We start from the raw sequence: 14,974 nt of genomic DNA, 5'->3' as shown, positions 1-14,974 counted from the left end.
CGCCGCCGCGGATCAGGGCTGGAAGCCCGTGGCCATCACCGCATTGCCGCTGGTCATGACGAGCTGCCGGTCCGCCAGCACGGCGATGCCGTCCACTGTGTTCAGGTTGGCGGGCAGGGTGCCGACCTGCGTGCGGCGCAAGTTGTCGGATGCGATCACCTTCTCCAGCCAGCCGTCGCCGCGCAGGCGCAGCACGCCGAAATAGCCGGCGATGTAGAGCTCGCCGTTGACCGGGTCCAGCGCCAGGCCCATCGGCCCCTCCACGCAATTGGTGCCCAGCGGACCCTCGGCGCTGCACAGGTAGGCGCTGCGGCCCGCGACCGTGGACACCTCGCCGGCCGGGGTGATCTTGCGGATCCGTTGGTTGCCGTAGTCGGAGACGTAGACCGTGCCGTCGGGGGCCGCCGTGAGATGGCTCGGGAAGTTGAAGTAGGCGCTGCTGCCGGTGCCGTCCTGGAAGTTGGCGAAACCGCCGACGCCCGCGATCGTGGAGACGTTGCCCGCCGGCGTGATCTTGCGGATCGCGTGATTGAAGTCGGCCACGTAGACGTTGCGCGCCGCGTCCACCGCCACGCCCAGCGGCGAGTAGAAGCGCGCCTGCGCCGCCGTGCCGTTGGCGTAGCCCATCGAGCCTTCCTGGCCGGCCAGCACGGTCTGCGTGCCGTCCGGCGCCACCTTGCGGATCACGTTCATGAAGGCGTCGGCGACGTAGACGTTCTCCTGGTCGTCCACCGCGACGCCGCCCAGGCGGGGAATCGAGCGCCGGAAGGGCGTCGTGCCGTAGACCTGCACCGAGTTGCTCGAGAACACCGCCAGCGTCGTCACCTGGCCGTCCGGCGCGATCTTGCGCAGTGCGTGGTTCATGCCGTCGGCGACGTAGAGCGCGCCGCTGGGTCCCTGCGCGACCCCGGAGGCGCCCCAGAAGGTCGCGTCGTTCGCCGCACCGTCGATGCGCGCGAAGGCGGGCGGCACGCCGGCGAGCGTGGTGGTCGACCCGTCGGCATTGACGCGCAGGATGAGGTGGCGATAACCGTCCGCCACGACCACGGTCCCGTCCGGCGCGACCGCGATCGCGCGCAGGTTCGCGTCCGCCGCGGCCGGTAGCGTCGTGACGACGCCCGCGGGCGAGACCCGGCGGATCGTCCCGTCCTGCTGCAGCACATGGACCGTGCCGTCGGCCGAGACCGCGATGTCGCGGATGTAGGTGAAGTCGGCGGCGGTGCCCTGGCCGTCCGTGGCGTGATGCATCAGGCCGTTCTCGAGGCGGCCCGCCACGGTCGAGACCGTGCCGTCCGCGCCCACCTTGCGGATGCGGTACCACTCCGCCACGTAGAGCGAGCCGGCCGCGTCGTAGCCGATGCTGTAGGCGCCGTTGAAGGTCGCCGCGATGCCCTTGCCATCGGCGCCGCCCGAGGTGTCCAGCACGCCGGCCAGGTAGGTGACGGTGCCGTCGGTCTCGAGCCGGCGCAGCACATGCGAGCCCGAGAAGGTCAGCGCGCCATCGGGCGCGCGGGCCATGCCCGAGATCCGGAGGTCGCTGCCCACCGGCGCGTAGGCCGAGGCGTCGCTGGCGAGCAGGGCACCGCTGGCGTCGAAGCGCTGCAGGCCGCCACAGTTCATGAACAGGTCCAGCGAGCCGGCGCCATGCGGCGCCAGTTGCGCGCTGACGCTGTCGCCCCAGTAGCCGCAGTGGTCGAAGCGCAGCTTGATCGTCGAGACGGTGCCTTGCGGCGTGAGCTTGCGTACCGCGGCGTTGCCGGCGTCGCCGATGAAGAGATTGCCGGCGGCGTCGAAGGCCAGTCGGTCCGGCGCCATGAAGCGGGCCTGCAGCGCGGGACCGTCGGTCCGCGTCGCGGTGACGCTTTCGCCGGCCAGTTGTCGCAGCACCTGGCGAGGACCGACGCTGATCGTGCCGGTGGCGGTCGAGCTCAGGCCGTAGCGGTTCGTGCCGGTCACCTTGACGGTGTAGGTCCCCACCGCCGGGAAGGCATGGGTGACGCTGCTCCAGTTGTCCGCGTCGGGGGTGCCGTCGCCGAATTCCCACCGGAACTTGGAGATGGCGTTGCTGGGGTCGGTCCCGTCGTTGCCGGTGGTGGCGAACAGGTAGACCGAGGCGCTGGCCTCGCCCGGCTTGACCGTGCTCTGCGTCACCGCCAGCGTCAGCCCGGACGGCGGGGTGGGCTCCTTCACCGTGACGGAGAAGGTGGCCACCGCCGTCGCGCCGGTCGAGTTGCGGCGCGTGGCCTTCACCTCGTAGCTGCCGGTCTTCTTGAACCAGGCCTGGCTGATGCCCGAGCCGAACCAGGCGAAGGGCTGGCCATCGACCTCCAGCGTCACGTTGTCGCCGGTCTCGAGCGCCGGCGAGAAGGTCACCGGGGTGGCGTAGTCCAAATAGATCGTGGTCGGCGTGGAGACGCTCAGTGTCGGTGCGTCGACGGCGACGTTGATCGTCGTGCTGGCGCGACGCTGGATGCCGTTCTCATAGGTGGCGACCAGCGCGACGGTGTACTGGCCCTTGACGGTGTAGACGGCCTTGGGATCCTGGCCTTGGGCAGTGCGTCCGTCGCCGAGGTCCCAGTCGTAGCGCACCGGCGTCAGCGGGTAGCTGGACGGCCACAGCGCGACTTGTTGACCGACCGAGAAAACGCCCCCGTTGGTGGTGACCACGTTCAGGCCGGACGCGTCCTCCACCGTCACCGAGGTCGAGGCCTGGGCGGTCTTGCCGGCGGCGTCGGTCACCGTGAGCAGGATCGAATATCGCGGTGAGGCGCTGGCATAGACGTGGTCCGCGACCGCGCCGGCGTTGGCGCCGCTGAGCGTGCCGCCGTCGCCGAAGGCCCAGTCGTAACGGTAGGGCGGCTGGCCGCCGGTGGGCGCGCTGGTGAACTTGATGCTGCCGCCGGCCAGCGTCGCGGCCGGGCTCACGCCGGAGATGGTCACGCCCAGCGGCGGTGGCGGCGGCGTGCCGGCATCGGCGCCTCCGCCGCCCCCGCCGCCGCCGCAGGCGGTGAGCAGCGCGACGAGCGCAAGCATTGCCAGCCGCGCGACCCAGGTGGACGCGCGGACGCCATTCATTCGAACCATCGGGAATCCCTCGCCAGTCCGCGCGTGACGCGGACGTCTTGTCTTGTTTGTTTCGCTAGTGTGCCGGCCTCGACACACGGGCGGGCGGATTCTGCACGAGCCTGCCGGGAGGCCAGGCCACCCCTTGGGGGCGATCGCCCCCCGCGAATGCGGGTGGGCGGCGCTGCGTCAGTGCCGGTTCAGGCGACCCTCTAGAATCGCGGTTTTCCCGGATTTCCCCGGATTCACTCGCCGTCCACCACCATGAGCCTGCACAAAGTCACCCCCGGCGCGAAGGCGCCCGAGCAGTTCAACGTCGTCATCGAGATCCCGATGAACGCTGACCCGATCAAGTACGAGGTCGACAAGGAAAGCGGCGCGCTGTTCGTCGACCGCTTCATGACGACGGCCATGCATTACCCCTGCAACTACGGCTACATCCCGCAGACGCTGGCCGATGACGGCGATCCGGTGGACGTGCTGGTGATCACGCCGTTCCCGCTGACCCCCGGCGTGGTGGTGACCTGCCGCGCCATCGGCGTGCTGCAGATGGACGACGAAGCCGGCGGCGACGCCAAGCTGCTGGCCGTGCCGACGACCAAGATCCTGCCGATCTACGAGCACTGGACCAAGCCCGAGGACATCAACCAGATGCGCCTGAAGGCGATCCAGCACTTCTTCGAGCACTACAAGGACCTGGAAGCCGGCAAGTGGGTGAAGGTCAAGGGCTGGGAAGGCCCCGAGGCCGCCAAGAAGGAAATCACCGACGGCCTGGCCAACTACGCGAAGGCGCAGCAGGGCTGAGGCGAACATCGGCGACCGGACAGCTCGCTGTCCGGCCCCGCGCAAGTGACAAAAGCGCCCCGAGGGGCGCTTTGTCGCTTCTGACTCGCCTTTAGCCGGCGCTGGTGTCCAATCTTGATGGCGAATTGCATAAAAATTGCACTTCGACTCATGGTTGGCGTACATTCAGCGCTGGTTCGGCGAGAAGCTGCGGGAAAACCGTATGTTGATTGAATTCACTGTCGAGAACTTTCGGTCGATCCACCAGCCGGTCACGCTCTCCATGGTGGCCGCGCCCCGGTTGCAAAAGCGGGGCAACGTGGTCCCTGCCGGAATACTCGACGAGAAGAGCTTCCCTCCCTTGCTGAAGGCCGCGGCCATCTACGGGCCGAATGCGTCGGGCAAGAGCACCTTGATGTTGGCCTTCCGGGCCCTGTTCGACATGGTCGAACGTTCGCCGTCGGCAGACCTTCGCAAATTGCCGGCCGCCCCGTTCCGGTTTGACAAGGACGCCCATTCCCGACCGTCTCGCTTCGAGATCAATTTCATCCACGAGGGGATTCGCTTCGGATATGAAGTGGCGATCTCCGCCGAACGTGTCCATCGTGAAGTGCTGACGCGATATCGCAGGGGAAAAGGCTGCAAGCTCTATGACCGCCGCCTGATGGACGGGCAAGAGGTCTACGAGTTCGGGGAGCAACTGGAGGGCGGCCACGCGCTCGCGAATGTGTGGCGTAGTCTGACGGGCCCGCAGACACTGTTTCTCGCCCAAGCGGTTGCCAACAGCAGTGCTGAACTCACGCAATTGCGGGTTCCGTTCTCCTGGCTCCGGCGCATGTATGTCTCAGGCATTGGCGGCATGCAGGCCATGGCGCACATGTCGCAGCACATGATTGCGCAGTCTTCAAAGTTCGCAGAGTTCGTGACGGGATTTCTGTCCGACGTCGACGTCCCGGTCACGGACATCTCAGCGAAGCCGGTCGTGGCCGGCTCGGCGTCCCACGACCTGACGGACCTGGATCCAAAGACTCGTCGCGATCGATTCGCGCAGATCAGCTCCCTGGATGTCGAGACCACGTTGACGCACCGCACGGCGCTGGGCACGGCCAAATTCGACTTCGAGGAAGAGTCCAGCGGGACGCAGAATCTTCTCGGCTTCGCCTTCCCGTGGCTGGTGTTTGGGGAACATCTCCATCCCGATGCGTTTGATTTCTGCTTCATCGACGAGTTCGACAGCAGCCTTCACCCCAAGGTCGTGGCGGAACTCGTAAGGCGACACATCGAGCGGGCTCATCCGACACAACTGGTGTTCACGACGCATGACACGCATCTCATGGATGCGAAGCTGCTTCGGCGAGATCAGTTCTGGCTCACGGAGCGTGATGAAACGGGCGCGACGCAATTGCGCTGCGTTCATGACTTCGAAGGGCGCGAGGGGGAAGACATCGAGAAGCGCTATTACGAAGGCCGGTACCGGTCGTTGCCATTCATCCGAGGCCAATGACGATGACGCGCGATGCAGGTTCTTTCAAGCGCGGCGGACCAAGGCTCAGGCAGGCCGTGGCGCTGGTGATTTGCGAGGACGCGCGCTCATCCCGGGAATACTTGATCGACGCGAAAGCGCACTTCCGCGCAGTCGCGGAGATCGAGGTGATTCACAGCGGCCATACCGATCCTCTCGGAATCGTCCGCACCGCGATCTCCAGGTCGAAGAAGTACGACACCGTGCTGTGCGTCATCGATCGGGACACCCACGATCAAAGGAACTTTGACCAGGCCCAGCGGGAAGCGGCAGCAAGCGGGAAGGTCCAGGTCTTCACGTCCTACCCTTGTTTCGAGTACTGGCTGCTGCTTCACTTCCAGTACGTCCGAGCGCCTTATCAGCAGCAGGGAAAGCGCTCGCCGGCTGATTGCGCACTTCGCCATTTGAGGGAGCAGCCGGAGATGGCCGACTATGCCAAGGGCCGCGTCAAAGGACTGTTCGACAAGCTGCTGCCGCGGTTGGCGGCTGTTTGCCGGCATGCCGAGCGTTCGATGGCAGATGCGGAAGCGGACGCCGAGAAGAATCCGAGTACCCCGATGCATCAAGTCATCGCGAGCTTCAAGCGGCTTGGCAAACCCCAGCCGATCTGAGGCTCTCAATCGGGGCGTTCGAGCTCCGGTGCGGCCTTGAACGGCTGATGCCGCTCCAGCTCGTCGATGTACTCGTCCATCGCCTGGCCCTCGCGCTGGAGGAAATCGGCGACCGCCTCCCGGAACTGCGGATGCGCCAGCCAGTGCGCCGAATGCGTCGCCACCGGCATCAGTCCGCGCGCCATCTTGTGCTCGCCCTGCGCGCCGCCCTCGAAGCGGCGCCAGCCGTTCTCCAGGCACCAGGCCAGCGGCTGGTAGTAGCAGGCGTCGAAATGCAGGTGGGGGATGTAGCGCGTCGAGCCCCAGTAGCGCCCATACGCGGCGCGCTGCGATTCGTCGATCGCCACCAGCGAGGCCGCGACGCGCTCGCCCTGATCGTCGCGGGCCACGAACATCAGCCAGTGCGCCGGCATGTCCGTCGCCATGCGCGCGAAGAAGTCGCGCGTCAGGTAGGGCTTGTTGCGGTGCGCCAGGTAGGTGAGCGTGTAGCACTCGTAGAAGAAGTCCCAGTCCGCCGCCGTGATCGCGGCGCCGCGCAGGGTCTCGAAGCGGATGCCGGCCTCGGCGACCCTGCGCCGTTCCTGCTGGATCTTCTTGCGCTTCTCGCGCTGCAGCGTCGCGAGGTAGTCGGCGAAGGCGCGCGGCTGGCCGTCCCCCGTCCAGTGGAACTGCACCTGCTGCCGCGCCAGCCAGTCGTCGCCGGTGAGCGCGCGTTGGTCCTGCTCGTCACCGAAGAGCACATGCACCGACGACAGTTCGGAGCGCGCCGTCAGCGCGCGCAGCGCCTTCACCAGCCAGGCGCGGGCCGCGCCGTCGCGGGCCAGCAGCCGGCTGCCGGGCACCGGCGTGAAGGGCACGGCGACCAACAGCTTGGGGTAGTAGGGGAGGCCATGACGCTCGTAGGCATCGGCCCAGGCCCAGTCGAAGACGTACTCCCCATAGGAGTGCCCCTTGAGGTAGGCCGGGCAGGCGGCGATCAGCGTGTCGCCCTCCCACACGCTGAGGAACTGCGCCTGCCAGCCCTTGCTCGCCACCGCCGAGCCTGACGCCTGCATCGCCTCGAGGTACTCGAGCTTCATGAAGGGCGACGGCCAGGGGGAGGCCGCCAGCAGCGCGTTCCATTGGTCGCGCGGCAGCGCGGCGGGATCGTCGTCGACCCGGATCAGCGGCTGTACGGCGTGCGGCGTCTCGGCAGCGGTGCGACCGGCGGCCGGGCCCGGCGCGGCGTCCGCGTCCGGCGCGGCCACGGAGGGGGACGGCGGGGGGGACGCGGGGGAGGATGGGGGGAACGGGGAGGGGGGCGAGGGCGCGGTCATGCGCGGCAAATCTTAGGGGCAAGCTCAAAGCCCTCGCTTTGATGGCAGGATGAGCCCCATGCAAGCGACGACGCCTTCCACCCCAAGCGCGGCCGCCCACGCCGGCCCGTCCTTCGACAACCTCTACACCCATGACTTCGCCCGCGTCGCGGTCGGCGTGCCGCTGTGCCGCGTCGCCGATCCGGCCTTCAACGGCGAGCAGACGGCGCAGCTGCTGCGCGAGGCGGCGGCCGACGGCGCCGCGATCGCCGCGTTCCCTGAACTGGGACTGGCCGCCTACACCAGCGACGACCTCTTCCATCAGCGCCCGCTGCTCGACGGCTGCGAGGCCGCGCTGGCGCATCTGCTGGCCGTCTCGAAGGACCTGCCCACGGTGGCGATCGTCGGCCTGCCGCTGCGCGTCGAGCACCGCTTGTTCAACTGCGCCGTCGTGTTCCAGCGCGGCCGCCTGCTGGCGGTGCTGCCCAAGACCTACCTGCCGAACTACGGCGAGTTCTACGAGGCCCGCCAGTTCAACGCCGCCGACGAGGCGATCTCCGAGGAGATCACGCTGCTCGGCCAGCGGGTGGCCTTCGGGACCCGCATCGTGATCGCCGCCAGCGACCTGCCGCTGCTGCGCCTGCATGTCGAGATCTGCGAGGACGTCTGGACGCCGATCCCGCCGTCGTCCTATGCGGCGCTCGCCGGCGCGACGGTGCTGGTCAACCTGTCGGCCTCCAACATCACGGTCGGCAAGTCGGGCTATCGGCAGCAACTGGTCGGCCAGCAGTCGGCCCGCTGCCTGGCGGCCTATGTCTACAGCTCGGCCGGCGCCGGCGAGTCCAGCACCGACCTGGCCTGGGACGGCCAGGCGCTGGTCTACGAGAACGGCAGCTTCCTCGCCGAGAGCGAACGCTTCCAGCGCCGCTCGCAGCTGGTAGCGGCGGACGTCGACCTCGAACGGCTGTCGCGCGAGCGCATGCGGCAGACCAGCTTCGGCGACTCGGTGCGCCACCACGCGCCGCTGCTGAAGGGCTTCCGCACCATCGAGTTCGAGCTGGGCCTGGACCGCGCGCAGCCGCTGCCGCTGCGCCGCCGCGTCGAGCGTTTCCCGTATGTGCCCGCCGATCGGCAGCGCCGCGACGAGCGCTGCAACGAGGTCTTCCATATCCAGGTCCAGGCGCTGGTGCAGCGGCTGGTTTCGAGTGGCATCCACAAGCTGGTCGTCGGCATCTCGGGCGGGCTGGACTCGACGCATGCGCTGCTGGTCGCCGCGCGCGCGATGGACCAGATGGGCTGGCCGCGGTCCAACATCCTGGGCGTCACGATGCCGGGCTTCGCGACGGGCAGCCGTACGCGGGACCAGGCGCTGCGCCTGATGCGGGAGATCGGCTGCGAGGCCCGCGAGATCGACATCCGCCCCAGCTGCGAGCAGATGCTCAAGGACCTCGGCCACCCGTATGCGAAGGGCGAGCCGGTCTACGACGTCACCTTCGAGAACGTCCAGGCCGGCGAGCGCACCAGCCACCTGTTCCGGCTGGCCAACCACACCGGCGCGCTGGTGCTGGGCACGGGCGATCTCAGCGAGCTCGCGCTGGGCTGGTGTACCTACGGCGTGGGCGACCACATGTCGCACTACAACGTGAATGCCTCGGTGCCCAAGACGCTGATCCAGTACCTGGTGCGCTGGGTCGCGGAGACCGAGCAGCTCGGCCATGCCGGGCGCGATGTGCTGCTCGACATCCTCGGCACCGAGATCAGCCCGGAGCTGGTGCCGCAGGACGCGGCCGCCGAGGGGTCCGGCCTGCAGAGCACCGAGGACCGGATCGGCCGCTACGAGCTGCAGGATTTCAACCTGTTCTACACGATCCGCCATGGCTACTCGCCGACGAAGATCGCGTTCCTGGCGCGGCACGCGTGGGGCGACCGGGCGCGTGGCGACTGGCCCGACGGCGAGCATGTGCGGCGCAACGAGTACCCGCTGGCGGAAATCAAGCGGGTGCTGCGGATCTTCGTGAGCCGCTTCTTCCGCGGCAGTCAGTTCAAGCGCAGCTGCGTGCCCAACGCGCCCAAGGTCGGCAGCGGCGGATCGCTGTCGCCGCGCGGGGACTGGCGCGCGCCGAGCGATTCCGAGCCGGCGGTCTGGCTCGCGGACCTGGACCGCATCCCGGATTGACGGAGCGGGCGATGTCCCCCTTCTTCAACCGAGGGGGCCGTCCCAAAAGATCCGTGCTTAAATCACAGCCAGTCTTGCCTGCCAGAAACCCCCTCTCGGAGCCTCGTGATGAAACAGATCACCGCCATCATCAAACCGTTCAAGCTCGACGAAGTGCGTGAAGCGCTGGCCGAGGTCGGCGCCTCCGGCCTGACGGTCACCGAAGTGAAGGGCTTCGGCCGCCAGAAGGGACACACCGAGCTGTATCGCGGCGCCGAGTACGTGGTCGACTTCCTGCCCAAGGTGAAGGTCGAGGTGGTGGTGAAGGACGACGAGGTCGACCGGTGCATCGATGCCATCCTGAAGGCCGCCAAGACCGGCAAGATCGGCGACGGCAAGATCTTCGTCACCGCCGTCGAGCAGGTCATCCGGATCCGCACCGGCGAACAGGACGAAGCGGCGGTCTGACCGTCCGGGCCCGTCGCGGGCCCCCTGAATGAAGAAAGGGCGGGACGCCGATCGGCGTCCCGCCCTTGTTCATTTCGCGCGCTGGATCGGAGCGCCTCAGCGCAGGTGCTGCCAGATCGCCGCGAGCCAGATCCCGCCCGCCAGCACCAGCGACAGCAGCACGGCGGCGCTGGCGATGTCCTTGGCGCGCTTGCTGAGCTCGTGGAGCTCGAAGGAGACGCGGTCGATCGCCGCCTCGACCGCCGAATTGAGCAGCTCGACGATCAGCACCAGGATCAGCGACCCCAGCAGCAGCGCGACCTGCACCCAGTCCCGGCCCAGCCAGAACGCCAGCGGCGTGCCGATGATCGTCAGCCAGGTTTCCTGGCGGAAGGCGCTTTCGCCGACGTAGGCGGCGCGCAGTCCGGCCCAGGAGTAGCCGGCGGCGTGCAGGATGCGGTCCAGGCCGGTGCGGCCCTTGTGGGGATTGCTCATCGTCGGGAGGGGCAGGGGATCAGGAATCGGCCGGCTGCGGCGCGGCGCGTTTCTTGGCGCGTGGCGGCGGCAGCTGCGTGACCAGGCGCGTGCCGCAGATCACGTCGTGCAGGAACTGCCGCTGTGGATGCAGCCGCGCCAGCAGCAGGTAGCCCGCCACACCGGCGAACATCGCGCCGAAGATGGCGCCGGTGCTCTGGTCCAGTCCCAGCAGGCGGACGCTGGCCAGCGCCGGCAGGAACCACAGCCAGGCGGCGAGGTAGCGGGCGGTGGCGCGCGCCTGCGTGAGCGGCCGGCCCTGGGCGTCGACGACCCGCAGGTGCCAGGCGCGCATCGCCACCGTCTGGCCGCCGCGCGACCAGAACCAGATGAAGTAGATGCCCAGGATCAGGAACAGGAAGGCTTGCAGGCCCTGGGTGCCGACCAGCGCGTTGCGCTGCTGGGTGAGCGTCGAATACAGCCAGCCGGCGATGAAGACGACGCCGAACAGGACGACGCCTTCATAGATGAAGGACGCGAGGCGGCGCATCAGGCCGGGCGGTGCGTCGCCGCCGGCAGCGGGTGCGGAGGTCATCCGGCGAGTTTAGCGGCTGGCCCCGGTGCGGCGAGGCAGCAGCGTGTGCGGGTTGAGCCCCGCCTCGCTCGGGGCGCGCAGCGGGCGGCCGGGCGCCGCGCTGGCGCCGGGCAGCGGTGGATCGGCGCGCTGCGTCATCAGCACCGTCGTCGCGCCGGGCAGCGCCTGGACGATGGTGGGGCCAGTGACGGCGGTCAGCGGCGCGCGCTGGATCGGCGCCTTGGCGCGATGAGAGACGGCGGAAGCCGGCGCCTCACGGCCGGCGGCCGAGGCTTTTTCGGCCGCGCGTTCGGCCAGGCGCTGGCGCTTCTCGGCGGGCAGGGCCTGATAGGCGTCCCACTTCTCGCGCAGCTTCGATTCCTGCTCGGGCGTGCGCAGTTCGCCGGCATGCTGGTAGCCGATGCGCGCGCGTTGGCGCTCGGCGGGCGACATGCGGGTCCACTCCACCATCCGCTCGCGCAGCCGGTGTTGCTGCTCGGTGGGGAGCGTCGGATAGCGGGCGGCGATTTCCAGCCACTTGCCCTTGCGGGCACCGTCGAGCTGGTCCCACTCCTTCGACAGGGGCGCGAGGGCTTCCTTCTGGGAGGCGCTCAGCGACGCCCAGTTCACATTGGCGACCAGCACACCGGGGGCGGTGGCGCGCGCGGCAGCAGACGCGCGCGACGTGGGCGCGGATGCGGAAAGAGAAGTGGGGGCTGGCGCGGGGGCGGGGCCCTCCTGCGCCGATGCGGCGACGCAGCCGAGCGCCGCGCAGAGCGCGGTCGTCGTCAGGCGACGCATCGTCGAGAAATCAGGGAAAACGCCGAGAGGGCCGATGAGAGCCGAAGAGAGGCGGAACGATCTGGCCACGCGCCGCCTCACTGCGACGATTTTGCTTCGTCGGACTTCTCGCCTTCCTCGGGGCTGTTGGCGTTGCTCGGGTCGTTCGGCGCCTCGTTGAGGTATTCGCGGAAACCCGGATCGCTGTACGCCGCCGGCGGGAGCGGCTTGGAGAGCATTTCGGTGTCGAGTTCGGCCGCGCTGCGGATCTGCTCGTACCACTGGCTGTGCTGGATCAGCAGCAGGCCCCCCAGCAGCAGCGCCAGCGGCAGCAGCGCCGCGGCCTTGCGCCAGCGCGGGGTCTTCTCGCCACCGCCCAGCGCGAGCGTGCCGTTGCCCACATGGCGCGTTTCGGAAGCGGCCTGCGCGGGCGCGGCGGCACGTGCGGCCATGGCCTTGGCGAGCGCCTGCTCACGCGCGAAGCGCAGTCTCTCCTGGATATCGCCGGACAGGGTCTCGCTCTGCTCGGTCAGACCCGCGGCCACCCGGAGGCCGAAACGGGTCACGCGCGCTTCCGCCTCCAGCGGCAGCGGCGTTCCTGGCGTGTTCTTCTTCATAGCGAGATTCCCTTGGCTTTCAGCGTTTTGGCCAGCGCATGCACGGCGCGGGAGCAGTGTGTCTTGACGCTGCCCTCCGAGCAACCCATGACCGCCGCCGTTTCGGCAACGTCGAGTTCTTCCCAGTAACGCAGGAGGAAGGCTTCCCGTTGACGCGCGGGCAATGCTGCAACTTCCTGTTCGATGGCGGCCAGCACCTGAACGCGCGAGACCTCGTCCGCGGCGGACAGCGCTCCCATCGAGCCTTCCTGCGTCTCCAGCATTTCCAGCAGGTCGAAGTCCTCGCCGGACTCGCCCCCCTCGAAATCGGACAGGTTGCTGAAGACCGCGTTGCGGACCTTCTGACGCCGGAACCAGTCCATCGTCGCGTTCGACAGGATGCGCTGGAACAGCAGCGGCAACTCCGCCGCCGGCCGATCGAAGTATTTCTCCGCCAACCGGATCATGGCGTCCTGGACGATGTCCAGTGCGGCGTCCTCGTCTCGCACCATGTACACCGTGCGCTTGAAGGCACGCCGGTCGACGGTCTTGAGAAAGTCGTTGAGTTCTTTGTCTGTGGCCAATGGGCTGGCGCCGGAAAGGGCGGTCGGGCAGGCAAAACGGCGCGGATTATCGCACCAGCGCTACAGATCGCCACCGCCGAACGGGCGTGCGCGGGTTTGCGTGCATAATCGGCCCCTCGCACACCGCAGTTTTTGTCTCAAGTAGGCCGCCCGACCACGGCGCCCCTGTTTTTGACGCGACGTTTCAAGTCCGCTTCACAAGAGCGCGAGGAGAAGCACCGATGGTTTTTCGTCAGAGAAAATCTCAGAGGTTCGACATATGGACATGTCTGCCGCGGACATCAAACGTGCAGCGATCACGGAAGCTCGCTCACAACCGCACCCCCATTCCGTCAGTTCCGGCCAGGAACTGAATGGCTCCGAAATCCTGGTTCAGAGTCTTCAAGCCGAAGGCGTGAAGTTCCTCTGGGGCTATCCAGGCGGTGCCGTCCTCTACATCTACGACGCGCTCTACAAGCAGGACGCCATCCAGCACGTGCTGGTCCGTCATGAGCAGGCCGCCGTGCACGCCGCCGACGGCTACGCCCGGGCGACCGGCGAAGTCGGCGTCGCGCTGGTGACCTCGGGTCCCGGTGTCACGAACGCGATCACCGGCATCGCGACGGCGTACATGGACTCGATCCCGATGGTGATCATCACCGGTCAGGTCCCTACGCCCGCCATCGGCCTGGACGCCTTCCAGGAGTGCGACACCGTCGGCATCACGCGCCCGATCGTCAAGCACAACTTCCTGGTCAAGGACGTCCGCGATCTCGCCACGACGCTGAAGAAGGCCTTCCACATCGCGCGCACCGGCCGGCCCGGCCCGGTCGTGGTGGACATCCCCAAGGACGTCTCGCTCAACCGCACCGCGTTCCATTACCCGGAGCGCGTCGAGATGCGCTCCTACAACCCGGTGAAGAAGGGCCACAGCGGCCAGATCCGCAAGGCGGTCCAGCTGCTGATGGGCGCCAAGCGTCCCTATATCTATACCGGTGGCGGCGTGATCCTGGGCGAGGCCACGGCCGAGCTGCGCCAGCTGGTGGAGCTGCTGGGGTATCCCTGCACCAACACGCTGATGGGCCTGGGCGCGATGCCCGGCACCGACCCGCGCTTCCTGGGCATGCTCGGCATGCACGGCACCTACGAGGCCAACATGACGATGCAGCACTGCGACGTGCTGCTGGCCGTGGGTGCCCGCTTCGATGACCGCGTCATCGGCAATCCGAAGCACTTCGCGTCGGTCGACCGCAAGATCATCCACATCGACATCGACCCGTCGTCGATCTCCAAGCGCGTGCGCGTGGACATCCCGATCGTGGGCGACGTCAAGGACGTGCTGCAGGAACTGATCGCGCAGATCAAGGAAGCGCAGGCGCGGCCCGACGCGGACTCGATCAACGCCTGGTGGAGCCAGATCAACGACTGGCGCAAGCGCGACTGCCTCGCCTACAAGCAGTCCAGCGACGTCATCAAGCCGCAGCAGGTCGTCGAGACGCTGTGGAACCTGACCCGCGACCGCGACGCCTACATCACCTCCGATGTCGGCCAGCACCAGATGTGGGCCGCGCAGTTCTATCGCTTCAACGAGCCGCGCCGCTGGATCAACTCCGGCGGCCTGGGCACGATGGGCGTGGGCCTGCCTTATGCGATGGGCATCAAGCTCGCCAAGCCGGAGTCGGACGTCTTCTGCATCACCGGCGAGGGCAGCATCCAGATGAACATCCAGGAGCTGTCCACCTGCCAGCAGTACAAGACGCCTGTGAAGGTGGTCTCGCTGAACAACCGCTACCTGGGCATGGTGCGGCAGTGGCAGGAGCTGGACTACGGCAAGCGCTACTCGCACAGCTACATGGATGCGCTGCCTGACTTCGTCAAGCTGGCCGAGTCCTATGGGCATGTGGGCCTGCTGGTGGAGAGACCCTCGGATGTCGAGCCCGCGCTGCGCGAGGCGATGCGCTTGAAGGACCGCACCGTCTTCCTGGATGTGCGCACCGACCCGACCGAGAACGTCTGGCCGATGGTCCAGGCGGGCAAGGGCATCTCCGAAATGCTGCTGGGGTCCGAGGACCTCTGAGACCGCTGACGGCTCGAAGCCGTCCGGCGTGACG

The 14,974-nt window shown here is 67.9% G+C and carries 13 protein-coding genes; 6 read left to right on the top strand and 7 right to left on the bottom strand.

All coding sequences use genetic code 11. The annotated features are described in order from the left end of the window. Nucleotides 1–12: 12 nt before the first annotated feature. Nucleotides 13–3,075 carry a PKD domain-containing protein gene (locus ACTJKJ_RS04505; RefSeq protein ID WP_440819694.1) on the bottom strand — a complete coding sequence of 1,021 codons (3,063 nt, stop codon included), beginning with the start codon at nucleotides 3,073–3,075 and terminating at the stop codon, nucleotides 13–15. A gap of 252 nt (nucleotides 3,076–3,327) precedes the next feature. Here ACTJKJ_RS04505 and ppa point away from each other — a divergent pair, with 252 nt between their 5' ends. The 3 genes from ppa to ACTJKJ_RS04490 all read left to right on the top strand — a co-directional run bounded on the left by ppa (nucleotide 3,328) and on the right by ACTJKJ_RS04490 (nucleotide 5,979). After that, nucleotides 3,328–3,867: an inorganic diphosphatase gene (gene ppa, locus ACTJKJ_RS04500; RefSeq protein ID WP_091722714.1), complete on the top strand. Its 540-nt coding sequence runs from the start codon at nucleotides 3,328–3,330 to the stop codon at nucleotides 3,865–3,867. 154 nt (nucleotides 3,868–4,021) lie between these two features. Continuing rightward, nucleotides 4,022–5,350: an AAA family ATPase gene (locus tag ACTJKJ_RS04495; RefSeq protein ID WP_440819693.1), complete on the top strand. Its 1,329-nt coding sequence runs from the start codon at nucleotides 4,022–4,024 to the stop codon at nucleotides 5,348–5,350. Beyond that, a complete protein-coding gene (locus ACTJKJ_RS04490) occupies nucleotides 5,347–5,979 on the top strand; it encodes an RloB family protein (RefSeq protein WP_297387005.1) in 633 nt (210 codons plus the stop codon). Before ACTJKJ_RS04495 ends, ACTJKJ_RS04490 begins: the two co-directional genes overlap by 4 nt. 5 nt (nucleotides 5,980–5,984) lie before the next feature. Here the strand turns inward: ACTJKJ_RS04490 and ACTJKJ_RS04485 are convergent, their stop codons facing one another. Continuing rightward, nucleotides 5,985–7,226 carry a GNAT family N-acetyltransferase gene (locus ACTJKJ_RS04485; protein WP_440819692.1) on the bottom strand — a complete coding sequence of 414 codons (1,242 nt, stop codon included), beginning with the start codon at nucleotides 7,224–7,226 and terminating at the stop codon, nucleotides 5,985–5,987. 127 nt (nucleotides 7,227–7,353) lie between these two features. Between ACTJKJ_RS04485 and ACTJKJ_RS04480 the strand changes: the two genes are divergently transcribed. Then, nucleotides 7,354–9,450: an NAD(+) synthase gene (locus tag ACTJKJ_RS04480; protein ID WP_440819691.1), complete on the top strand. Its 2,097-nt coding sequence runs from the start codon at nucleotides 7,354–7,356 to the stop codon at nucleotides 9,448–9,450. Between the two features lie 108 nt (nucleotides 9,451–9,558). Next, nucleotides 9,559–9,897: a P-II family nitrogen regulator gene (locus tag ACTJKJ_RS04475; RefSeq protein WP_091722727.1), complete on the top strand. Its 339-nt coding sequence runs from the start codon at nucleotides 9,559–9,561 to the stop codon at nucleotides 9,895–9,897. 96 nt (nucleotides 9,898–9,993) lie between these two features. Here ACTJKJ_RS04475 and ACTJKJ_RS04470 read toward each other — a convergent pair whose 3' ends face one another. From ACTJKJ_RS04470 to ACTJKJ_RS04450, 5 genes are all read right to left on the bottom strand, one after another. Next, nucleotides 9,994–10,371 (bottom strand): diacylglycerol kinase, encoded by a 378-nt coding sequence (locus ACTJKJ_RS04470; RefSeq protein ID WP_099861024.1) that lies wholly within the window; start codon nucleotides 10,369–10,371, stop codon nucleotides 9,994–9,996. Nucleotides 10,372–10,390: 19 nt separating this feature from the next. Then, entirely contained in the window at nucleotides 10,391–10,945 is a 555-nt protein-coding gene (locus ACTJKJ_RS04465; RefSeq protein WP_440819690.1) for an RDD family protein, read from the bottom strand. Nucleotides 10,946–10,954: 9 nt separating this feature from the next. Further along, nucleotides 10,955–11,725, bottom strand: coding sequence for a DUF3106 domain-containing protein (locus tag ACTJKJ_RS04460; RefSeq protein WP_440819689.1), 771 nt, complete (start codon nucleotides 11,723–11,725; stop codon nucleotides 10,955–10,957). Nucleotides 11,726–11,802: 77 nt separating this feature from the next. Then, nucleotides 11,803–12,321, bottom strand: coding sequence for a DUF3619 family protein (locus tag ACTJKJ_RS04455; protein ID WP_440819688.1), 519 nt, complete (start codon nucleotides 12,319–12,321; stop codon nucleotides 11,803–11,805). After that, nucleotides 12,318–12,884 (bottom strand): RNA polymerase sigma factor, encoded by a 567-nt coding sequence (locus ACTJKJ_RS04450; RefSeq protein ID WP_091722747.1) that lies wholly within the window; start codon nucleotides 12,882–12,884, stop codon nucleotides 12,318–12,320. The genes ACTJKJ_RS04455 and ACTJKJ_RS04450 overlap by 4 nt, the downstream gene beginning before the upstream one ends. Nucleotides 12,885–13,143: 259 nt before the next feature. Here ACTJKJ_RS04450 and ACTJKJ_RS04445 point away from each other — a divergent pair, with 259 nt between their 5' ends. Beyond that, nucleotides 13,144–14,940, top strand: coding sequence for an acetolactate synthase 3 catalytic subunit (locus ACTJKJ_RS04445; protein WP_147243033.1), 1,797 nt, complete (start codon nucleotides 13,144–13,146; stop codon nucleotides 14,938–14,940). Nucleotides 14,941–14,974: the final 34 nt, after the last annotated feature.

Source organism: Roseateles sp. 22389 (assembly GCF_052044995.1).
In the GTDB taxonomy this organism is placed as follows: domain Bacteria; phylum Pseudomonadota; class Gammaproteobacteria; order Burkholderiales; family Burkholderiaceae_C; genus Roseateles.
Note: the sequence above shows the minus strand (reverse complement) of the source record. Positions and strands in the feature narration are given on the sequence as shown.